Genomic DNA, 21,273 nt, shown 5'->3' with positions numbered 1-21,273 from the left:
TTCCCCAAGACACTGGTCAGCCCGGTCAACAGCGCTATCCTAGTAGTTATATAGCCCTTAAACCCGATCGACCCGGAGGCCCCTTGTTTAGCCTAGTTCAAAACACTTCTCGCAAAGGAGAAATTCTAGAGGTCGTCTTCCGCAACGGTTGGGACTACATGAAAAGCCTCCTAACCGGCCGCAAAACCGACGCACCCAGTCTCCCAACTCCAGCAGTTCTCCGCAACATCCTCGTCGAATTAGGCCCAGTTTTTGTCAAATTGGGACAATTGCTGAGTACCCGTCCCGACCTTTTACCCGCCAGCTACATCGAAACTCTCTCCACGCTACAAGCGGAAGTGCCACCCGTACCGTGGTCGCAAGTAGAAGCAATCGTCCGCCAGGAACTCACACAATCTCTCGAAAATACCTTCGCCAAATTTAACACTGAAGCCATCGCCGCAGGTTCGATCGCCCAAACCCACAAAGCTACTTTAAAAGACGGTCGCGAAGTCGCCCTCAAAGTTCAGCGCCCCGGTATTGAGATTGTCATCGAACAAGACATCGCCGTGCTCCGAGGTTTAGCAGAACTTGTCATGCTCACAGACTTCGGTCAACAATACGATATTGTCGCCTTAGCAGAAGAATTTGCGATCGCCCTGCGTGCAGAATTAGACTTCATTCAAGAAGCCAGCTATACAGACGAACTGCGCCGCAATTTATCTAAAAGTCGCTGGTTTGACCCCACACAAGTTGTCCTACCAGAAATTAACTGGGAGTTAACTACAAAAAAACTCTTAGTAATGGAGTGGCTGAACGGAGTCCCAATTTTGTTAGGCGATTTGCAAGGAATTCGCCACAAAGGAGATGTAAATGCCGAACGCGAAGAAATTACAACGCTGCTTTGCCGCGTTTTCTTCCAGCAGTTGTACATCGACGGATTCTTTCACGCAGACCCACATCCCGGCAATTTATTTTATCTCAAAGATGGCCGAATAGCCCTGCTAGACTGCGGCATGGTCGGCAGATTAGACCCGCGCACTCAGCAGAATTTGACCGAAATGTTGCTGGCAATTGTCGATTTAGATGCTCAGCGCTGCGCTCAATTAACTTTGGAAATGGCAGAATTTGCTCAGCCGAAAAGTTTAGCAAATCTCGAAAACGATTTGGCTCGAATGCTACGCAAGTATTACAATGTGAGCTTGTCGCAAATGAACTTGTCGGAAATTTTTTATGAGGTGCTGGAAATCACCCGAAAAAATAAAATTCGGCTGCCCAGCAATCTCGGTTTGTATGCAAAAACTCTAGCTAATTTGGAAGGACTGGCGCGCTCTTTTAATCCCCGATTTAATATTGTAGAGCAGGTCAAACCGCTGATGACCGATATGTTTCGGCGTCAGTTATTAGGAGATGATCCGATCCAAGCTCTGCTAAGAACTGCCCTGGATCTCAAAAGCTTATCTTTGCAATCTCCGCGACAGGTGGAAGTGCTTTTAGACCGGGTTACTTCGGAAACTTTGAAGTGGAACTTGACACTAAAAGAACTCGATCCGCTACGCCGCACTCTAGGGGATTCTGCGAACCGACTTTCTTTTAGTATTGTCGTGGGTTCGCTGATTATAGGGGCTGCAATTATTTCTTCTAACGCGCAAACTTCTCAGCTATCTTTTCTGAGCACTGGTTTGTTTGGGGCGGCGAGTTTTTTGGGTTTTTGGTTGATTATTAGCATTCTCAGGTCAGGGCGTTTGCGGAGTTGATTGAAAAGGAGAAATAGGAAAAATTAGGAGATATAGCAATCCTTTCGGGAAACGCGAAACAAGCTTTTTTTTCAACAAACCGCCAAAACGCTATTGACGCGAATGTTGATAAGATAAGAGAAAGATTTCACAATTGATGCGAGGAGTGCCATAGCATCCTCAACTGTTAAGCAACATCTCTGACTTAAGATAGGCGATCGCCCGCAGCAGCTAAGTCTAAGCTAGAAATTGTTCGATCAACCTAATTGAGGAAAAAAATATGAGTAGCGGTCACGCCAGCCATAAAGGTTCTTCCACAAAACCTAATACCAACACTAACGGTCAAATAACATCCCCTGACGACCAACCCGCTGACCCGGTAAATCAAGAAACATCCGGTTATCCGTTCCATAACGAAGCGATGGAAAATCCTGCGGCTACCGCGCGCCCCCACGAAGAGGCTGATTCTCGCGAAGAACAGCAATAGTTATATCGATTAAATTGTCATCGATATGCTATCTGCGACGCGGTTCATTAGATGTTTGATAAAAATCCGGTTTGTACTAATTACACCTTGCACTTCCCGATTCCGCCAGCGATTTCAATCTCTGCCGGGCTCTTTAGGCAGCTTCAGTAGTACCTAAAAACTTCAAGACTAAAAACTCAAGTCCTTACGAAAAACCTGTTTAACATAAAATTAAAGTTAGGGATTATTGCTAAATGAGCAGGATTAACCAAATAGTGGAACAGGAAAAATTGCCGGAATTGGGATTAGTCTGTATTACAACATCCGATGCAGTGCGCTTTCGCACTGTCACCCGGAAGCGGCTTTTACAGCTTTCGGAAACTGAACAAGAAAAAGTATTGCGCGAACTTTATGCAGACAACTTAAAACGCCTTGACAAAGCGATCGACTTCTGTGCCGTTAATCAAATTAAGCTCTACCGCATGACTTCTGCACTGTTCCCTTTTGCAGATACAGATTTGGGAGAAGCAGTGCTACACTCCATGACTGAGGAATTGCGGAACACCGGCGATCGCGCCCTCTCTTTGGGCATCCGCTTGGTACTTCATCCCGATCAATTTGTCGTGCTCAGTTCCGACAAGCTTTCTGTGGTTGAAAACAGCATTAAAATTCTCGCCACTCATGCTTTAATTTTAGATATGTTGGGGCAGCCCCGATCGCCCCAGGCACTTATGAACATTCACGGCGGCAAGAGCGATCGCACTTCGCAGCTCAAATCAGTCATCCGCGATTTACCCGAATCAATTCGATCGCGCTTAACCTTTGAAAATGACGAATACGCTTACAGTTCCTCAGAAATTTTAGAAGTTTGTCTCCATACCGGCGTACCAATGGTTTTTGACGCCCACCACCACGTCATTCACGAACATTTAGAAACTTACGACGATCCCAGCGTTGCCGAAATGCTCGCAGCAGCCCGCACAACTTGGTCTGTTCCTGAATGGCAATTAGTACACATATCGAATGGAAAAGAGTTTTTTACCGATCCGCGCCACAGCGACTTAATTACAGAAATGCCTAATTGCTATTATCAAGCTCCTTGGATTGAAGTAGAAGCTAAATTTAAAGAATTAGCTATTGAAAAGTTGCGCGTCGAATGGTTGTCTGCCAATGTTCCACAATTTACCAAAGTCTCGTAGGGGGACGTTTTACTAACAGTAATTACCTAAAACCAATCATCTCAAAAACCCGCCCCCACCCAACAATAAATCGAAAATGTCTCGTAGAAATCCATTTAGTCCGACAATCTGACAGGGGTTGAAAACCCCTGTCTCATAGCTAAAGTCCTCTAAAAGAGGGCTAAAGTAGATAGATATTGAGATCGTATTTCCAGTCGGTTAAAACCGACTTGATCTTTGAGGCAGGGGTTTAAACCCCTGCCGGACTGTCGATAACCAGACCAAAACTGGACTGCCGGAATAAGAAAAAACCGCGTTAATACCAACTATAAATTATGTGCGGAAGATTCACTTTAACTATTTCAGGTCAAATCATCGCCGAATTCTTCAAACTGTCGGAAGTTCCCGACATCAAACCGCGATACAATATCGCCCCAACTCAATCAGTTGCCACAGTAACAGTTTCTCAAAAGCAAATGCAGCGACAGTTTCAATTTATGCGCTGGGGTTTGATTCCCAGTTGGGCAAAAGACATGAAAATGGGCAGCAAGATGATCAATGCGCGATCGGAAACAGTATCCGAAAAACCTGCTTTTCGCAGCGCCATCAAGCACAGGCGATGTTTGATAGTCGCTGATGGCTTTTACGAATGGCAACAACAGGGAAAAAACAAACACCCTTACTATTTTCAAAAGGCAGACGGCGAACCTTTTGCTTTTGCGGGTTTGTGGGAAAATTGGGAATCCCCAGAAAAAGAAAACATTGTATCTTGCACTATAATTACTACCGCTGCTAACGAAACTGTGCAGCCGCTGCACGATCGAATGCCAGTGATTCTCCCCGACAGCGATTGGGAACAGTGGCTAGATCCTGCTGTTAAAAATGCTCAGGAAGTTTTGCCCCTGTTAAAGCCCTATGCTTCCGAAGCGATGAAAGCAAAGGCGGTAAGTGCGATCGTCAACAGTCCAAGTAGAGACACTCCCGAATGTATTAGCGATCGGCAATAAATCATTGGAGCGGACAAAACCGAGATAGTTTGAGTTATGATCTAAAATGATGTTTGAGTTGTAGCTTGCGTTTTCTAAGGCTCAGTTTAACTCAGTTGTTATTTGCTCAAACGTTTTTTTAATCTTAACATCAGTGAGAACACAAAAAATATGATCGGATACGTTACACTTGGTACCAACGATATTGAAAGTGCTGCAAAGTTTTATGATGCTTTGCTTGCTGAAATTGGCGCTCGACGATTCATGGAATTCGACGGATTTATCGCATGGGCCGTTTCTCTGGATCAACCAGCACTTGCTATTACAAAACCATTTGATGGTAACACAGCAACTGTTGGCAATGGAGTAATGGTAGCTCTTCAAGTTGACAGTCCCGAAAAAGTCAACTTAGTTTATAACAAAGCGATCGATCTTGGGGCTAAGGATGAAGGAGCGGCGGGGCCAAGAGGCGTGTTGCCGGGGTTTCATGCGGGATATTTTCGCGATCTTGATGGGAATAAGCTGAACGTGTTTTGTATGACGGGGCCAAACACTTAAGATTTTTATTTTTCGTGAGGCTCGCATAAAAAAAGCTGTTTCCGATCATTAGTTGTTAGTTATCAATTCATAAATAAGAGTTGATAACTAATAACTAATGATTAAGGACTAAATTAACTGTCGTACATCCGGGCTTCAGCCGCCTCGGGATTTTCCTCGCAATACTGGTCAAAAGCCGTTTTTTCAAGCTTCATCGATCGCTGGTGAGAAGCCTCAGCCTGCATTTCCTCCACAATATCCCACGCTACCGCGCACTCTCTAGAAGTAGCGCCTTTCTCGGCACAGATAGTTCTGGCATCTGCGATCGCCTGTTCGATTTGTTCGTCAAATAAAATACTCTTCGGCTTTTCAAGAAAATCGCTTTTTGTCAAGATATCCGTGACCGAAATAATGCCCACTAGCTCGTCCTTAATCACCGGCGCCCTACGGATGCGGCTATTCGCGAACAATCTAGCCACATATTCCACGCCCAAGTCAGGATTCACCGTAATGCACGGTTTGGTCATAATCTCGAAGACGCGGACTTTTTTCGGGTCTACTCCGTAGGCTGCTACTTTATAGACAATATCCGTTTCCGTGACAATGCCGTATGCGTCTTGTTCGTGGCGACGTTCCACAATTAAAGCGCGCAAACACAAATCATTCATCATCGCCACTGCTTCAGCTACAGTTGCTGAACCGCGAATGGTAACAACTTCTGTGGTCATAATATCTTGGGCTTTCATCATCATTTTTTATTGCTTCCTGCTTATAAAGTCTAGTGCGTCCCGATTGGCTGCTGTCCATTTGATTCGTCATCATTAGGACTTACCCTCAGAAACCCGGTTTGTACCAAAATATTGGGTTTAGTAACGATAAATCCGCTTAGCAACCGGGTTTCTGAGAAATCGTGCGATCGCAAACTAATCATAAAACCTTTAACGGCATTCGGGATGACAAGTTGCCTGAAATAACCGCTCGCTGCCCCGGAACCTCTGGAGTCCGGGATTTAGGGTTCAGACGGGGCTAGCGTGCGATCCTCCAAGCAAGAGTGAAGTATTGGGGCGATCGATCTTTGAGCTTGTTGGGATCAGATTTTCCAGTCCCAGTCTCAAAGAAGCAAAAGTTAACACAAACTAAGCAAGTGCTTGCGCTCGCAGAGATCCCCGCCTCTGATAAACTTGATGGCTGGGAGTGCAAAAGAGCACAAGGCACGCATCAGCAGTTGGGAGGATCTAGTTCGTGGACAATGTAATCGGTTTAGAGATTATCGAAGTAGTTGAGCAGGCAGCCATCGCCTCCGCTCGCTTGATGGGCAAAGGCGAGAAAGATGAAGCCGACAGAGTGGCTGTAGAAGCCATGCGGGAGCGCATGAACAAAATTCATATGCGCGGCCGCATCGTGATCGGGGAAGGCGAGCGCGATGACGCACCAATGCTTTACATCGGTGAACAAGTAGGTATTTGTACCCGCGAAGATGCCAAAGATGTCTGCAACATAGATGAATTGATCGAAATTGACATCGCTGTTGACCCCTGCGAAGGTACTAACCTGGTCGCTTACGGTCAAAACGGTTCGATGGCAGTTTTGGCAATCTCTGAAAAAGGTGGTTTGTTTGCGGCACCGGATTTCTACATGAACAAATTGGCTGCTCCTGCGGCTGCTAAGAATCATGTAGATATTCGCAAAACGCCGACTCAAAACCTCAAAATTATCTCTGATTGTCTCGGCCGCAGTATTGAAGATTTGGTGGTGGTGGTCATGGATCGCCCCCGACACAAAGATTTAATTAATGAAATTCGGCAAGCGGGTGCAAGAGTTCGGCTGATCAGCGACGGCGACGTTTCGGCAGCGATTTCTTGCGCGTTTTCTGGTTCCAACATCCACGCACTTATGGGTATTGGCGCAGCACCGGAAGGTGTGATTTCCGCAGCAGCAATGCGCTGCTTGGGCGGTCACTTCCAAGGGCAGTTAATTTACGATCCGGCAGTTGTAAAAACTGGTTTGATCGGTGAAAGCAAAGAGAGCAATATAGCTCGACTTAAAGAGATGGGCATCACAGACCCAGACAAGATTTACAATGCTGAAGAGTTGGCATCTGGAGAAACAGTTCTGTTTGCAGCTTGCGGGATTACTCCCGGAACGCTAATGGATGGAGTTCGCTTCTTTGGCGGTGGCGCTCGCACAGAAAGTTTGGTAATTTCTTCTCAGTCGAAAACTGCTCGGTTTGTGGATACAATCCATATGTTTGACCAGCCGAAATCTTTGCAATTGAATTAGTGATTAGTTAGTGGTTAACAGTTAAATGTTAACAATTAACAGTTAACGGTTAACAGTCACCGATGATTAGCAATTAGCGATAAACTAAGAACTAATAACAGGTGACTGTTAACAACTAAGAAAGAAATAGTGACAAATCACAGATATGAATATTGCAGTCGTAGGTCTCAGCCACAAAACAGCGCCGGTAGAAGTTCGCGAAAAACTAAGCATTCCAGAACAGAAAGTTGAAGCAGCGATCGCCCAATTGCGCGGCTACCCGCACATTCAAGAGGTTGCCATCCTCAGCACTTGCAACCGCTTAGAGATTTATATTGTTACCAGCGAGTCGGAGCCTGGTGTACGAGAGGTTATTCAGTTCCTTTCAGAATGCAGTAAAGTTCCTTTGCAGTCTTTGCGTCCTCACCTGTTTATTTTGCTGCACGAAGATGCGGTGATGCACTTGATGCGAGTGGCTTCTGGTCTCGACAGTTTGGTGCTCGGAGAAGGGCAAATTTTGGCTCAGGTGAAACAAACTCACAAACTCGCCCAGCAGTACAAAGGTGTAGGCAGAATTTTAGAGCGCTTGTTCAAGCAAGCTCTCACAGCAGGGAAGCGAGTTCGCACGGAAACTAGCATCGGTACCGGTGCAGTTTCTATCAGTTCGGCGGCTGCTGAATTGGCTCAAATGAAGGGTCAGCATTTAGCAAGCAGCAAAATTGCGATTATCGGTGCTGGCAAAATGTCGCGACTTTTGGTACAGCATTTGCTCTCAAAAGGAGCTAGCCATATTTCGATCGTCAATCGCTCTGTGCGGGGCGCCCTGGAGTTGGCAGGTCAGTTTAAAGATGCTGAATTGCACCTGTATCAGCTCTCGGAAATGATGCAGATAATTGCCAGTTCTGACTTGGTTTTTACCAGTACCGCAGCTACCGAGCCACTGTTAAATAAAGCTAAATTGGAATCGGTTTTAGACCCGAATCGCCCTTTGATGTTGGTGGATATTTCTGTGCCACGCAACATTGACTCAGATGCGAATGAACTCGCTAATGTGCGATCGTTTAATGTGGACGACTTGAAAGCAGTGGTAGCTCAAAATCACGAAAGCCGCCGCAAAATGGCAATGGAAGCTCAGGGCTTGCTGGAACAGGAAGTAGAGGCTTTCGATCTCTGGTGGCGCAGTCTGGAAACGGTTCCTACTATTAGCTGTTTGCGGGATAAGATAGAATTGATTCGGGAACAAGAGTTAGAAAAAGCTTTATCGCGTCTGGGTTCGGAATTTTCGGAGAAACATCAAGACGTGATTGAATCTTTAACCAGGGGGATTGTGAATAAGATTTTGCACGATCCGATGGTACAGTTACGCGCTCAGCAGGATATTGAGGCGCGACGACAAGCGATGCAAACTTTGCAAACACTGTTTAATTTGGATGTGGATGTCAATCAGCAGTATAGCTAGCTGAAGTTTTGTCGATTCAATTTTTGATTCACATTCGGTTAATTGGACGTTATATGTGTAGGGACTTAGGCATTTGTCCATTGCTATCAACTTAGCACTCAACTATCAGTCAGACAGGGTTTCCATCGCTGGCTCAAAGCTCAAGTCCTATTGCATAAAATTGAAGAAGTTATTAGTTAATTACTCTTCATTCCGAGGACTTGATCTATTAGCCTTGGACTTACCTCTAAGAGTGAGATTTTGGGTTAAGTTGAAAGATATGGGCAATGCACTGTCCCTACTTCTAGCTCATTGTTATGACTTTAAGAAGGCGAATTTATCAATTAATTTTATCGATTGTAGGGTTGTGGGTGGTTGTTGAATTTGCCTCCTGCATAGCAGCAGAAATTCTCTGGTTTCAGGAAGTTGGATATCTTCAGGTTTTTCTGTTAAAGCTGAAAACTCAAGGGTTGCTGGGGGCGATCGCAATTGCTGTTTCTTCTGTCTTCTTGCTAGGAAATTTGGCTTTAGCCCGCCGCCTGCAACATCCCGCAGAAGAAATGAAATCGCCGGTTGCGGGGGCGCTATTTGCTTCACTGAGGGCGAACAAAACGGGGAAGAATTACGAAACACCTGTTGCTAAATCCCAAATTACCTTTTCCTGGCTGCTGTTGACGGTATTCGGATTGACTTTGATCGCAACTTTTATAGTAATTCACTGCGGCCTGTTAGCTGCAAACAGCCTCACCTATTTCGGTATAGCTGGCAATTTGCCTACACCGCCCGTGCAGTTGGGAATTGAGTCAATCCAGCAAATAGCGGTGCAGCTATTTTCTCACTGGTGGCAGTTGGGCTTGCTGCTGGGGGCAATGTTAGCTGTGGCAATTAAGCCTGATTTTTGGCTGCAGGCGATCGCCTTTTTTCTCAGTTTGGCGATCGGACTTATTGCCACCAGTCGCTGGACAAATGTTTTGCAATATTTTAACCCTACTAATTTTAGCACAACCGACCCTCTTTTTAATCAAAATATTAGCTTTTATGTATTTATTTTGCCAATCTTAGAGTTGCTAGGCTTGTGGCTGACAGTTGTATTTTTGTACAGTTTAGTATCTTGTGCTTTAACATATTTGCTGTCGGGAAATAGCCTGAGTCTAGGGAGATTTTTGGGGTGTTCTCGATCGCAGCAGCGACACTTGTACGGGTTGGGTGCAGCTTTAATGCTAGCCGTTGCATTCCGCTACTGGCTGGGGCGCTACGCCTTGCTGTATGCGCGGGGAGACGTTACTTACGGGGCGAATTATGCTGATGTGACGGTGCGACTGCCCAGCTATGGATTTTTGAGTATTTTGGCGGGGGCGATCGCACTTTTGATGCTGTGCCAGGTTTACCCCTTCAAAATAAAAAATGAACTCATAAAAAAGATTATTTTAGCGTGGCTAACTTTAAGTTTTTTGGGAACTTGGCTGCTGCCAACTATTGTGCAGCAGCTCCTAGTTAAACCCAACGAATTAGCACAGGAAAAGCCATACATTCAGCGCAGTATTGCCTTTAGTCAAGAAGGCTTTGACCTCAACAATATAGAAATAAAAACTTTTGATCCCGCAGGAAAACTTACTTATGCGGACTTAGAAAAAAATAAACTTACTATTAGCAACATCCGGCTGTGGGACAAGCGGCCACTGCTACAAACCAACCGACAGTTACAGCAAATCAGACCCTATTATACATTTCCTGATGCCGATATCGAGCGCTACACAATCAAAAATGAAAAAGCAAAAAAAGGAGATTCTGAAAGCCAACAAGTGTTTCTGGCAGCGCGGGAATTAGATTACACAGCAGTTGCCCCCGAAGCTCAAACTTGGGTGAACAAGCACCTGGTTTACACTCACGGTTACGGCTTTACTCTTTCTCCGGTAAATACAGTCGGTGTCGGCGGTTTGCCAGATTATTTTGTTAAAGATATTGGAGTTGCAGCCCAGAAGGGAGAGACTGCTTTGGAAGTAACTAGCGATCAAATTCGGGCCAGTATTCCGATCGGCTACCCGCGAATTTACTACGGCGAAATCACCGATACAGACGCGATGGCGCCCACAAAAGTCGAAGAATTTGACTATCCCAGCGGCGAAGACAATGTTTACAATACTTACAGGGGTAGGGGCGGAATTGCGATCGGTTCTATGTGGCGGCGCTGGCTGTTTGCTAATTATCTCAAAAATTGGCAAATGGCGCTGACGCGCAATTTTACGCCAGAAACTAAATTGCTGTACCGCCGAAATATTAATAAAAGAGTCCGGGCGATCGCTCCTTTTTTGCACTACGATTCTGACCCGTATTTAGTAGTAGCAAACGCCAATCTTAGCAATGAGGATATAGAAAAAGAAAAAGATGAAAATGGCAACGAGATTAAACCTTCACCCTCGGCCACTGATAAATCTCCCAACTATCTTTACTGGATTATCGATGCCTATACAGCGAGCGATCGCTATCCGTATTCTGACCCCGGCAATCATGAGTTTAACTACATCCGCAACTCCGTCAAAGTAGTGATTGATGCCTACAACGGGTCTGTTGACTTCTACGTTGCCTATCCCTCCGATCCGATTATTAACAGTTGGATGGCTATTTTTCCCGGACTCTTCAAACCCCTTGACAAAATGCCTCTGGCTCTCCGCAAACATATCAGATATCCAGTGGATTTGTTGAGCATTCAATCAGAACGCTTGCTAACTTATCATATGGAAGACCCGCAAGTATTTTACAATCGGGAGGATTTGTGGCGAGTTCCCAATGAAATTTATGGCAGCGAACAGCAGCCCGTAGCACCGTATTATTTGATTATGAAGCTGCCAACTGAAAAAGCAGAAGAATTTATTTTGCTGCTTCCATTTACACCAGTAAGTCGTAACAATTTAATTGCTTGGATTGCAGGGCGATCGGATGGTAGCGAGTACGGAAAATTGCTGCTGTATCTGTTCCCCAAACAGCGATTAGTTTACGGCCCGGAACAAATAGAAGCTTTAATTAACCAAGATCCAGTTATTTCCGAACAAATATCTCTCTGGAATCGCCAGGGTTCCAAAGCACTTCAAGGAAACTTATTAGTAATTCCCATAGAACAATCTTTACTGTATGTGGAACCTCTTTACTTAGAAGCCGAACGCAATAGTTTGCCAACTTTAATCAGAGTTATTGCTGCCTACGAAAACCGCATCGTCATGGCAGAAAATCTTGAATTGGCACTCAAGGCACTTTTTCAGCAACAATCTACTAATAAACCGGTCATTATTCGACCTGTAGAAAGAACAGCACCAGCTTTAAAGAGTGAATGATATCAATTCCGGTTGCACTCATCATGATTGTTGACTGTTGACTGGTGACTGTTGACGGGCGGGTCGAAAAACTGAATGGTTGAGTGTTAAGTGTTGACTCGATTTTATTATTTCGATGCAACCGGAAACGATATAAATTACTGCGATTTCTGTTCGCTAGCAGCCTTGATATTCTGCCACCAAACCTTGACATAGGGCCACATCAATCTCTCGTCTCCTTCAGAATATAGTTTCACTGTCACCTCATAACGGTCAATATGCGTGAGCTCGCCAGTTTTGCCATTCAAATACAATTGTTTGGGATTGTCGGTGATAATTTCTACCCTTTGATTCAACAGCGGCAGCATCTGGGTAGAAGAACCCTGAAAGGGATTTTTGCCTTTGAGCACATAGCCACCAATCAAAGAAAAGTACATTGAAGCTAGGAAAAACGCTGTACATAAACCCACAATTACCAGTGTTTTTTGTTGTGAAAAACTGGTATAAACGCTCGTATATCCTACGATCATAGTTCCAAAAAACAACAAATTTGGCAGGTACAGCCCATCTTCCAGAAACACGTTACCAAAAAACATGAGGACTACCTGAAAACCAAATAATGCAGCCACCCAAATCCGCCCAGTTAGCAACGATGCAGATAGTAGCCCATTCATTGCAATAGTAAGGGCGATCGCCATTGCTATTGCCCCAAGTGGTGCTGCATAATCGTACTGTCTGAAGGGAAGAAGAACAAAAAATACTAAAGCATAAGCAAAACCCGCAAAAGCCAGTGCTAATCCACTAATTATTTCGTTCCCGTTCAGCATGGCGATGGATTTTTAGTGCACTAAAGTCAAGCGTTCATCTTCTGTTGTGATACTAGCAGTTGAAAATTCCCCGCGGGCTAAGGGCAGCAAATCTAATCGTAGGGTAGCCCACGAACAGCTTACCGCTATATTTAGGGGAGGGAACTAATTTGTGAACCAAGCGTGCTATCCCAGTTTCCCAAGGTGCAAGATTAACGATGACCGAAGGCACAAGTCAGCCGTATCTGAAGGTGAAATTTTCAGAAAACCAGATTATTTTTTAGGGTCGATAGACTTAACAAATTGTTGCACAGGTTGGGGTAGAGCCGGCACAAAAGTCTTTCTAAAACCCCTAACATCGAACACTCGCCACAAAATACCCACCGCTACCGTCAAGAAAAATAACGCTCCCAAAAAATTGAACGCACTAGATAGAAAACCGTTGCCCCTTTTTTTCGGAGGTGTAATATGTTTAATGCGATATACAGCCGGCTCGTAATCTCTCGACTCCTCGCGACTGCGCCGCGGCGTTTTGGGGCGCGAACTCGCACTGCGCTTCTCAGTCAAACCCGTTTTATTAGTTTTAGTAAAACTGCTGGCCGACTTCAATTCAGAAGCGCCGCGGGTTCCCATTAACTTGTTAGCAGAAGCCGCCGTTTGGCCAACAGCAGCATCCTGAATTCTGTTGTTAGAGCGCTGAGTCGATTTGCGTTCGGCGAGGGTACGCATCAAACTTTGCAATTGCTGAGTCGCAGCCGCCGGGCGTTCCCCTTTCCTCGCCCAATTTAACAGCATCGCCCCGGTAATCCCGCAGAGATTCGTAGCGCCTACAGAAGCCAGCCGCTTCAGCAGAGGCTGGCTGTTGGACACAAAAATCACCAATGCCTCCGGGTGTTCGGTCGCCAAACCGTAAACGCACTGAGCCGTCGCCACTACCAGCATTGCTGGCTTGCTTTGATTTTTGATCGAAGGTTCGAGAGCTCGGTGTGTTTCCTGAGCGTCAGTTGCAATCCAGCCACTGTCGGCAAAAAATCGCATAAACTCTCTAGCTACTTGCTCTTGCTCTTTTTCCACCGCTTGCCCTGTCAGACGATCTATTTCGTCGTACACTACTTCCGGGATATAGCAAGTTCCCACCTTGGCATATTCTTGCCACACTTGGGTTCTGCCAGTCATTAAAACATCTGCATCAAAAGTTACCAATACAGGAGGAAGTTGATTAGCCATGACTTTATCCTATAGGCTCAGATAAGTTATTTAAACTTAATCGATCAAGTTTAAACAAATTTTGGGTTATAAAAAAATCAACTTTTGGTAGTAGATAAATTGCCCTGGGCGGGGGTCTTAATTGGAAATTAGTAGTTAGGAACCCGATCGCCCTTCAGTTCCCCAGTTTGATCGGTCAATTCCTAGATTCCACTAATTTACCGCAACCCAAGAGTCTATTACCAAAGATGCCAGACTACTGTTAGTTCCCGATGCCCAGACGGCCCGCCAAAGCCGGAGTCAACGGCAACAGGACAGCAATCATCAAGAACAAAGCTAGCAAACCCAAAGCCGCGCGAGCGTCGTCAGGCTCAGTCAGCTCGTTGAGGCTTGGCCGTTCCAGATTCCGCTGTAAAATCAGAATCACGATCGCCCAATACAGAGCTAAAGGATTCACTAAAGAAGCGATCGCCAGCACCACAAACGTCGCCAAAGTAGCCCGGCTTGCTATTTTCCGACCGTAGATGGCTTGCACAATTCTACCCCCGTCCAACTGTCCCGCCGGCATTAAATTAATTGCCGTTATTACCAAGCCCAACCAACCGATAACTACCAGCGGGTGAACGTCAACAATCTGCTGCTGCAACCTCGAACCCAAAACCACTTTTGCCACAGTTCCCACCAAAACCGATCCCTTAAAAAATTCTGCGGGAATTTGAAACAAACTGCCGGGGTGAGACAGCAGCAGACCCGTTACCAGCATTAGCAGAGAAACTATTCCCCCAGCGGCTGACCCGGCAAAAGCGATGTCAAACAAAACTTTACGGTTAGGCAGCAGCGACTCAAAACGATCGATCGCTCCAAAACAACCTATCTGCAAAGTTGGTATAAAAAACGGCCAACTCAAGCCAACCTTGTACCGATTTGCCAGCACTCGGCGAGCAATTTCCCCAGAGCCTAAAACCGCCCAAATTCCGGCTGCAATTGGCAGAACTTCTAGATATCTAGCCGGCGAGTTAAAGAAATCGAAACCTAGCAGCAAACCGCCTGTCTCTAAGCTAGTAGCAATTGTTGCCAGCAGCAGCACGACTGCTAGGATTTTTTGAGACACGGTTGTTGGCTGCGGGTCGTTGGTGCTCGGCAAGATAATAACTACGGGCTTCTCGTCCTGATTTTCTACTAAAAATAGACGGTAGCGATCGTTTAATTTTTCTGCCAAACTTGCCGTCAAACGTGAGTGTACTTGTTCGGGGTCTCCTCGGAGATTGCCTTTCAAGATTACCCCATCTTGATAGGGAATCGTTTCTGTGGCAAAGAAAGTATCAATGCCAAAAATGCCTTTAATTACCTTGAGGTCTTCAACTGGAACGGGAATTATTTCTGATTCATTATTCGCAGGCGACGAGGTGACGATCTTAATGGTTTCTTTGGCAGGTGTCGGCTGCGAGTCAGGGGCCGAGAAAGCATCGCTTTGGGACTTTACCTCAGCAGCATCCGAGCGCGGGAGAACTCTATCGGATGCAGCCTTACGCAATTGCCGGCCCAGATAAATGTACAATCCCGTGGAGACCACGAGCAGCAACAATACCGCAACTAGATTGAGGTAAATTCCGGCGGCGAACAAACCAAAGAACAGCAGCCAGGGACTCATCAGCGCAACAGACTGCAACCAAGCCAAAATTCCCAGTTTGCCAAAAGGTCTGGCGCGATAAAATCCCCAACCCAGAATTCCCAGAGCAACCAATACGAGCGCAATTGTTGCCGTATTTTCCGATGCAACTATAGACATTCCGGTTGCTTGCGCCAATAAGGGCTTTAATCTGTCGATCGCGCTGCGGTCGAGTAATAGCATTAAATTTTGGGGAATATGAAATAGAGTTGTTGGGAACATATCCAAACCTATCGGAAACTAGCCTGATTACTAAGGATAACCCCTGAGGGCTACTCGGCCCACAACCTGCTGCTGGTGCTGTTTGAACATCACAGGATATAGACTATTGACACAATAGACTTTTTATGATATCACATCGGCTGTATCAAGAATGTACTCAGAAGGGTACCAGTGTCGATCGCCCTGAAGCAGGAAGATCCGCCCAGTTTGGCAGGCGGGGCTTTTTTAAGGATTTGTTTCGGATTCAGGCATCGGAAACAAATCCCCAGCACATAAGATATCAGCCGCTCTTTCCTTGGCGGTGTAAAAGTGCTGAAACCCTTGATCTCATTAATTTTGTGTAACGGGTACGGCAGGACTTGAACCTGCGGCTCGCTGCTTAGAAGGCAGCTACTCTATCCAACTGAGTTACGCACCCAACTCAAAAATTCCTAACAACATTATTGTATAGGTGCAGTGTGCGATCGAGCAAGTAAATTATGTGATTACTTACGCAGAAACCGGTTTGATGTACAAAAATCTGGCGTGCAGCGGGATGGTTCGGGAAAAAAACCAAGGTTATGAGAGTTTCTGTGCCTCCAAGACTGTATCTGACAAAAATTGGAGGGACTCACCTGCAAACAGCACAATTGTAAATTTACAATCAAAACTAGGTAGGACGAGAAATCGGGTAAAGTATTTAGAGGTCGAGGTAAAACCCAAATATTTGGTCGATCGGATATCTCCCCAAATTAAGACCCAGCTCAGACTGGACAAGAGTCACAGGTGCTTTTTTCCAGATTTCTATTGGTTATGTTAACATCCCCTAGTGACAAAGCCTAAAACGCTGAACGCCTTAGCGAAAAACCAGAGATCATCCCCTAATCATAGGTATGAGTTGAGACAGAATGACTAATTGGCTGATGTTGAGTTATGTTTTCTAACATTCTGCTCGACTTGATATTTAATAAAAATGTGGTAGAACTAGATTGAAAGACTCAGGTGAAAATCCCTGATGGTACGGAGCCTCTATATAAGCTTCCTCTACGGCATCAAAGCAAAACAGTCAATCGACCGCTCGGCACGAGCGCGAAAATCAAGCGTTGCCAGTACAGCAGTTGTAAATTGTGGGCGGGGGATTTTCCTTCGTGCATTGATTGATACGCCAAGGTTGAGAGACAATCTCAGCTTAGATACTTGTTAGCATTGGTTAGCAAAAAAGTATCGGAACGCTTGAGGAGAGAACCATCTCTGGGTGATCAGGAGCAATCCTGCTAATTTAAGTGGACTCGCTGAATCAAGAATCCCCTCGCCTAAAGGCATGGGGAGTGTCAAAAGCACAGCACCTCGGCCATGACAGGAGTCAAATCGCAGTGTCATGTTTATTCTGAAACGGCAGGATGTTGAAATAACCAATTTTCAACACCCAAAACGGGATCAACAAATTCCCATTCTCAATTATCAGGGGCAGACTTTTCGCCTAATCAGCGCCTTCAACGGCAAGCAAGCAGAAGACGCCAGAGCCCTGTGGCGGGACTTAACCGACAACCGAGGCAAAGCCTGTGTTCTGCTAGAAGAGCCGGATCGATATAGCGTCTGGGGAAAAGTCCGTTTAGATCAGCTTGCCGGTGAAGAACCGGCAGGTAATGAAGCAGCCAAAGCACCGCTGTTCGCGCAGGGTTGTCTGCTGCTTCTCCAAGCTGTTTACTTCGATGTAGAAGACCTCTTAGGCGCAAGGCAAGCCACATCGTTTCAGAAAGATATCGCCAAGGTATTTCAGCAGGGAAACTTCCCCCAGGCAGACTCCCCTGATGCGATCAAAAATTGGCTAACCGTTAGTCCCTTGCAAAATCACAAGGTGCCTGCTTGGCAAGAGCAACATCTCAAAACTTTATTGCAAGAACTCCACCGTTTGGGGAAATCATATTTTGGCAATACGGACTTCGCTGAGGGAGTCAGCGATGTGCTGCAAGATATGCCAGCCCCGGATCGGACTCAGTTTCTAGATTGGCTGAAACAATCAGCCCTCAACAAATTGTGGATCACAGGATAGAAAATCTTTGACAATTGCTCAGACAATTGGACTGAGATAATTGCACTGTAGGGGGTAGGGGATATACAGGTTGGGTTGCCAACTTGTATTGACCAACCAAATTGTTGATTCGGTTTGGATGCCACCTATGGTCTGGCAATTCAACTAAGTTTCGATTGCAGTCCCCACCCCGAATTATTGATATGAGTGAGTGGGGGAGTGTGAAAGCAAAAAAACCGATACCTCAACCTTTGAGGTTAGAATTTCAGAGATAGATTGGGTACTGTAAAAACCTTAAGGGTGGAGACATCTACCGTATTTCTATCATTATATTTCCGGGTACAAGATCGACTAACGACTAATTTATTGAATTAGTAAATAGATATTATTCTTGCTTAGTCTTTCTAGAGTGTACGAGGGTCCAAGTCCCGACTACACACTGAGGACGCCAGTTATTCCGGAAGCGTCAGAGCAAGGTTTTTTAAGTTTTTTTGGCGAAAGAATCCTCATCTACAATCAAAGATTGAGATGGGGTGCGTTCAACCGCTAGTTAGGTCTCGTGGAATCCCTATGAGTAGCACTTCAGAAAAGTCATCTACATCTTCATCTTTACTGTCAGCTCAGACCCTAGTGATTGCGGGCATTGTCTGGGCTGTAATGGCGCTGCTGTTCTTTTTGCTGTTCAGCGTCCCCCTCTCTGCAGAAGAGGGTTTACCTCTGTGGTACTCGATCGGCACTTATATTTTTGAATGCGGAGCATATTTCGGGGCGGCTTTAGTCTGTTTTAGAAACTGGCAAAGCCCCCACATGGTCAGTGGGCGCAACGTCTGGCTGGGCATAGGTCTGGGGATGCTGTTCTATTTCATAGCCGGCGTGCTGTTCGGGATTTGGGAACTCTATTTCGGGTTAGACCCGGACGTGTCTCCCGCAGATGCGTTTTATCTGGGCAGCTATGTAGTCCTGATCGGGGGCATGGTTGTAGCTGTGACTTCCAAGCGACTGAATCTAGAAATTTGGCAGTGGGGTTTGTTAGCGGGAATTGCAGCCTTCGGGATTGCGGTAGCTATCTGGGTTGCTGCACCTGACTCTTGGAGGGCCCAGCTAGGAATGGCTCCGGCAGCCACTCAAGAAGAATTAGTTACTTCTGCACCCGCAACCGCTGCCACAGGAAGAGCGCCGGGTTTGGAAAATTCGTCCAAGATACAGGCAAAAGGAGCAACAGCGACCGATCCTGCATCCGCAGTCGAAGAAGAAGAAGCAGCAGCAGAAATCAAAGCTCCGGCATGGGTGATGGCACTTGACAAGCAACTGGCGCCTCACAAAAACGCAATAAATTTGTTTTACATCGTTGGGGACGTTTTTCTGCTGATTATTGCTACAGCACTGCTGCTGGCATTTTGGGGAGGACGTTTTTCCCAATCTTGGAGAATGATTGCGGCTGCAACTTTTTCGCTTTACATCGCAGATATGTACTTTAAATGGCGCGATACTCAGGCTGAGGGTAGTTATCAAAGCGGCAGTTTGCTGGAAGTCTTTTTTGTTTTCAGCGCCATCCTGTTCGGAATAGGAGCTATCTTGGAACATGACATCTCAACCCGTTCTCGCCAGAGCAGGCGCACTCGTCGCGCAGCGTAGCGATTGGAGTTTGGGGTTGCTTTGGCAAGTGATGGGGATGCGAAAGCTTTTTTGCCATTGTCGGCATCTCTGAGCTTGAAATCGAAAACGAAGAATCACAGTTCGCTGACCGCTAGCCTGCGTCTTTTCACGTCTTTTTGCTGGGAAACTTGGCATGACGCCTACAAAACTCTCCGATTCAGACAAACGCGAACTCATCAGGCTGTACCGACAGTCAAACGAGAATACTATCACTCTGGCAAAGCGCTACGGAGTGAGCAGTTCGACTGTGAGGCGCATCCTTCAGGGTGCTTTGTCGGAGCCGGAATACGAATTTCTAGTCCAGCAAAAACAAAAGCGTTTGTCCGATCGCAGCAGTGTTTCTGAACCCACAGAGGCGACTACTGAGTCGTCAGCAGATGCCGCAATCACTCCTGTAGCTGTCCCCCTGTCTGAGTCAGCCCCTGTCCTGCCGTCAGCCTCAAATTCGAGACCGACAATCCGAAAGCGTTCTGGATCAGTCCCTGAACCAGTTGCAGAACTCGAAATTCGAGGGAATAGAGAGTCGAATTTGGATGTTTCTGATTTGCCAGATGCCAAAGCAGCCAAGATTGCAGATCAAAGCCACCGCGCTGTTGTGACTGGTGAACTAAAGGCAATGCTGCCAGCAGAAGAGCTGCTGGCAGGTGAAGACTTTAGGGATTTCGAGGACGACGAGGATGAGGATGATGAAGACGATTTAGATGACGACTTCGACGAAGATGTAGAGGATGAAGACTCTCTGTTTGAAGGCAGTCTCCTGGGTTCACTATCGTCGGGCGAGTTGATCGAGCTTCGGGGGACAGGACTAATTCAAGTTTTGCCTTTAAGTGAAGCATCTATGCCCAAAATTTGTTATTTGGTGGTCGATCGGGCAGCGGAGTTAATCACCAGACCTCTAAAAGCTTTTGGCGAACTGGGTCAAATTCCGGCGGCGGAAATTCGCGAGAAAACCCTGGCAGTTTTTGACAATCACCGAGTGGCCCGCCGATTTGCTACTCGCAATCAAAGGGTTTTCAAAATTCCTGACAGCAGTATGCTGCAAAAAGCAGCGCCTTATTTGCGAGCTAAGGGAATTACTCGGTTGCTGATTGACGGTCACGTATATTCCATCTAAGGGATCAAATCTATTTAATATTGTATGGTGTCGGATTCTTCTGGATTTGCCTGAAATTTAGGACGCGAGTTTTGGGAATCTGAAAGGTTCCACAGCGGTTGCAGTATCGCACCTCCTATCAGTCCTGCACTCAGGCTCATTGCCAATACTACTCCTACGGGCAGTTGTATCGATTGAAAAAAGATAAAGTTTAAGGATACTGGGGCGGCGTTTTGCACTGAGATAATGGCGATCGCGCTTACTAAAAGTGCTACTAAAAAACTAATGACGAGCAGAGGAATTGTTTTCATAAACGGGTTGACAGGCTAATAATTTAGCTTGTATACTTGTTTTATAATTGAAATATGTGGAAAATTTTTATTTCTTCAAACACCCCATTATATAATAATATACAATAATATTAGGGGAAAAGTCAAGTAAAAACGGAAAAAATAGAGAATTTTTATTAATTAATTAAAAATTAAACAAACATAAATAAATTTACACTTCCCAAACTTAAACAAATCCAAGTGTATTGCAAATATATAACTGGCCCAGCAGTATCTATGATTAATGTTCAGAGGCTTTGCCAGAGTTATAAAAAATACGTAGTAAGGTGCGCTAAGCGCACCTCACAATCCCAAGCGCTAGGGGAAAAACCCCCGTTGGAATAGGTAGAAATTTAAACAGGTTCTAACTGGGAAATTACCTTTTCCATGTGTT

At 45.7% G+C, this 21,273-nt stretch carries 16 protein-coding genes and 1 tRNA gene; 11 read left to right on the top strand and 6 right to left on the bottom strand.

Features of this window, described 5'->3' with window-relative positions; translation table 11 throughout:
• Window positions 1-83 precede the first annotated feature (83 nt).
• The 5 genes from QUA38_RS16270 (at window position 84) to QUA38_RS16250 (ending at window position 4,903) form a co-directional block, all read left to right on the top strand.
• Window positions 84-1,736, top strand: coding sequence for an AarF/ABC1/UbiB kinase family protein (locus QUA38_RS16270; protein WP_333163414.1), 1,653 nt, complete (start codon window positions 84-86; stop codon window positions 1,734-1,736).
• A gap of 259 nt (window positions 1,737-1,995) precedes the next feature.
• Complete coding sequence (locus QUA38_RS16265; RefSeq protein WP_333163412.1) at window positions 1,996-2,202, top strand: hypothetical protein; 207 nt, start codon at window positions 1,996-1,998, stop codon at window positions 2,200-2,202.
• 233 nt (window positions 2,203-2,435) lie between these two features.
• Entirely contained in the window at window positions 2,436-3,380 is a 945-nt protein-coding gene (gene uvsE / locus QUA38_RS16260) for a UV DNA damage repair endonuclease UvsE (protein WP_333163410.1), read from the top strand.
• A 314-nt stretch (window positions 3,381-3,694) separates the two neighbouring features.
• Window positions 3,695-4,366, top strand: coding sequence for an SOS response-associated peptidase (locus QUA38_RS16255; RefSeq protein WP_333163408.1), 672 nt, complete (start codon window positions 3,695-3,697; stop codon window positions 4,364-4,366).
• Between the two features lie 150 nt (window positions 4,367-4,516).
• The gene (locus QUA38_RS16250) at window positions 4,517-4,903 is read left to right on the top strand and encodes a VOC family protein (RefSeq protein ID WP_333163406.1); all 387 of its coding nucleotides are present in this window, start codon (window positions 4,517-4,519) and stop codon (window positions 4,901-4,903) included.
• A 113-nt stretch (window positions 4,904-5,016) separates the two neighbouring features.
• Here QUA38_RS16250 and QUA38_RS16245 read toward each other — a convergent pair whose 3' ends face one another.
• Window positions 5,017-5,634, bottom strand: a complete 618-nt coding sequence (locus QUA38_RS16245) for a CP12 domain-containing protein (RefSeq protein ID WP_333163404.1) — start codon at window positions 5,632-5,634, stop codon at window positions 5,017-5,019.
• A 490-nt stretch (window positions 5,635-6,124) separates the two neighbouring features.
• Between QUA38_RS16245 and glpX the strand changes: the two genes are divergently transcribed.
• The 3 genes from glpX (at window position 6,125) to QUA38_RS16230 (ending at window position 11,908) form a co-directional block, all read left to right on the top strand.
• On the top strand, window positions 6,125-7,162 hold the full coding sequence (glpX, locus tag QUA38_RS16240; RefSeq protein ID WP_333065996.1) for a class II fructose-bisphosphatase: 1,038 nt from the start codon (window positions 6,125-6,127) through the stop codon (window positions 7,160-7,162).
• 145 nt (window positions 7,163-7,307) lie between these two features.
• Window positions 7,308-8,600 (top strand): glutamyl-tRNA reductase, encoded by a 1,293-nt coding sequence (locus QUA38_RS16235; RefSeq protein ID WP_333074356.1) that lies wholly within the window; start codon window positions 7,308-7,310, stop codon window positions 8,598-8,600.
• A gap of 296 nt (window positions 8,601-8,896) precedes the next feature.
• Window positions 8,897-11,908: a UPF0182 family protein gene (locus QUA38_RS16230; RefSeq protein ID WP_333163402.1), complete on the top strand. Its 3,012-nt coding sequence runs from the start codon at window positions 8,897-8,899 to the stop codon at window positions 11,906-11,908.
• Window positions 11,909-12,045: 137 nt separating this feature from the next.
• On the opposite strand, the gene QUA38_RS16225 is transcribed toward QUA38_RS16230, so the two are convergent.
• From QUA38_RS16225 to QUA38_RS16210, 4 genes are all read right to left on the bottom strand, one after another.
• Window positions 12,046-12,714, bottom strand: a complete 669-nt coding sequence (locus QUA38_RS16225) for a hypothetical protein (RefSeq protein ID WP_333163400.1) — start codon at window positions 12,712-12,714, stop codon at window positions 12,046-12,048.
• A gap of 252 nt (window positions 12,715-12,966) precedes the next feature.
• A complete protein-coding gene (locus QUA38_RS16220; protein ID WP_333163398.1) occupies window positions 12,967-13,920 on the bottom strand; it encodes a PIN domain-containing protein in 954 nt (317 codons plus the stop codon).
• A gap of 241 nt (window positions 13,921-14,161) precedes the next feature.
• Window positions 14,162-15,790 carry a site-2 protease family protein gene (locus tag QUA38_RS16215; RefSeq protein ID WP_333163396.1) on the bottom strand — a complete coding sequence of 543 codons (1,629 nt, stop codon included), beginning with the start codon at window positions 15,788-15,790 and terminating at the stop codon, window positions 14,162-14,164.
• Between the two features lie 344 nt (window positions 15,791-16,134).
• Window positions 16,135-16,208, bottom strand: a tRNA-Arg gene (locus tag QUA38_RS16210).
• A 939-nt stretch (window positions 16,209-17,147) separates the two neighbouring features.
• On the opposite strand from QUA38_RS16210, the gene QUA38_RS16205 reads away from it, so the two are divergent.
• The 3 genes from QUA38_RS16205 to QUA38_RS16195 all read left to right on the top strand — a co-directional run bounded on the left by QUA38_RS16205 (window position 17,148) and on the right by QUA38_RS16195 (window position 20,571).
• Entirely contained in the window at window positions 17,148-17,822 is a 675-nt protein-coding gene (locus tag QUA38_RS16205; protein WP_333163394.1) for an Npun_F0813 family protein, read from the top strand.
• Between the two features lie 549 nt (window positions 17,823-18,371).
• Window positions 18,372-19,436, top strand: coding sequence for a hypothetical protein (locus tag QUA38_RS16200; protein ID WP_333163392.1), 1,065 nt, complete (start codon window positions 18,372-18,374; stop codon window positions 19,434-19,436).
• Window positions 19,437-19,590: 154 nt separating this feature from the next.
• Entirely contained in the window at window positions 19,591-20,571 is a 981-nt protein-coding gene (locus QUA38_RS16195) for a hypothetical protein (RefSeq protein ID WP_333163390.1), read from the top strand.
• Window positions 20,572-20,585: 14 nt separating this feature from the next.
• Here QUA38_RS16195 and QUA38_RS16190 read toward each other — a convergent pair whose 3' ends face one another.
• Window positions 20,586-20,861 carry a LapA family protein gene (locus tag QUA38_RS16190; protein WP_333163388.1) on the bottom strand — a complete coding sequence of 92 codons (276 nt, stop codon included), beginning with the start codon at window positions 20,859-20,861 and terminating at the stop codon, window positions 20,586-20,588.
• Window positions 20,862-21,273: the final 412 nt, after the last annotated feature.

This window comes from Microcoleus sp. Pol12B4, assembly GCF_036701385.1.
Taxonomy (GTDB): domain Bacteria; phylum Cyanobacteriota; class Cyanobacteriia; order Cyanobacteriales; family Microcoleaceae; genus Microcoleus.
This window is presented reverse-complemented; position numbering and strand designations above follow the sequence as displayed.

What these genes read in the sequence shown, in the direction of transcription:
- QUA38_RS16215 (WP_333163396.1), bottom strand. Translation starts at nt 15,790, where the DNA reads ATGTTCCCAACAACTCTATTTCATATTCCCCAAAATTTAATGCTATTA.
- QUA38_RS16265 (WP_333163412.1), top strand. Translation starts at nt 1,996, where the DNA reads ATGAGTAGCGGTCACGCCAGCCATAAAGGTTCTTCCACAAAACCTAAT.
- QUA38_RS16220 (WP_333163398.1), bottom strand. Translation starts at nt 13,920, where the DNA reads ATGGCTAATCAACTTCCTCCTGTATTGGTAACTTTTGATGCAGATGTT.
- QUA38_RS16205 (WP_333163394.1), top strand. Translation starts at nt 17,148, where the DNA reads ATGTTTATTCTGAAACGGCAGGATGTTGAAATAACCAATTTTCAACAC.
- QUA38_RS16225 (WP_333163400.1), bottom strand. Translation starts at nt 12,714, where the DNA reads ATGCTGAACGGGAACGAAATAATTAGTGGATTAGCACTGGCTTTTGCG.
- QUA38_RS16195 (WP_333163390.1), top strand. Translation starts at nt 19,591, where the DNA reads ATGACGCCTACAAAACTCTCCGATTCAGACAAACGCGAACTCATCAGG.
- uvsE (WP_333163410.1), top strand. Translation starts at nt 2,436, where the DNA reads ATGAGCAGGATTAACCAAATAGTGGAACAGGAAAAATTGCCGGAATTG.
- QUA38_RS16190 (WP_333163388.1), bottom strand. Translation starts at nt 20,861, where the DNA reads ATGAAAACAATTCCTCTGCTCGTCATTAGTTTTTTAGTAGCACTTTTA.
- QUA38_RS16245 (WP_333163404.1), bottom strand. Translation starts at nt 5,634, where the DNA reads ATGATGATGAAAGCCCAAGATATTATGACCACAGAAGTTGTTACCATT.
- QUA38_RS16230 (WP_333163402.1), top strand. Translation starts at nt 8,897, where the DNA reads ATGACTTTAAGAAGGCGAATTTATCAATTAATTTTATCGATTGTAGGG.
- QUA38_RS16255 (WP_333163408.1), top strand. Translation starts at nt 3,695, where the DNA reads ATGTGCGGAAGATTCACTTTAACTATTTCAGGTCAAATCATCGCCGAA.
- QUA38_RS16250 (WP_333163406.1), top strand. Translation starts at nt 4,517, where the DNA reads ATGATCGGATACGTTACACTTGGTACCAACGATATTGAAAGTGCTGCA.
- QUA38_RS16235 (WP_333074356.1), top strand. Translation starts at nt 7,308, where the DNA reads ATGAATATTGCAGTCGTAGGTCTCAGCCACAAAACAGCGCCGGTAGAA.
- QUA38_RS16200 (WP_333163392.1), top strand. Translation starts at nt 18,372, where the DNA reads ATGAGTAGCACTTCAGAAAAGTCATCTACATCTTCATCTTTACTGTCA.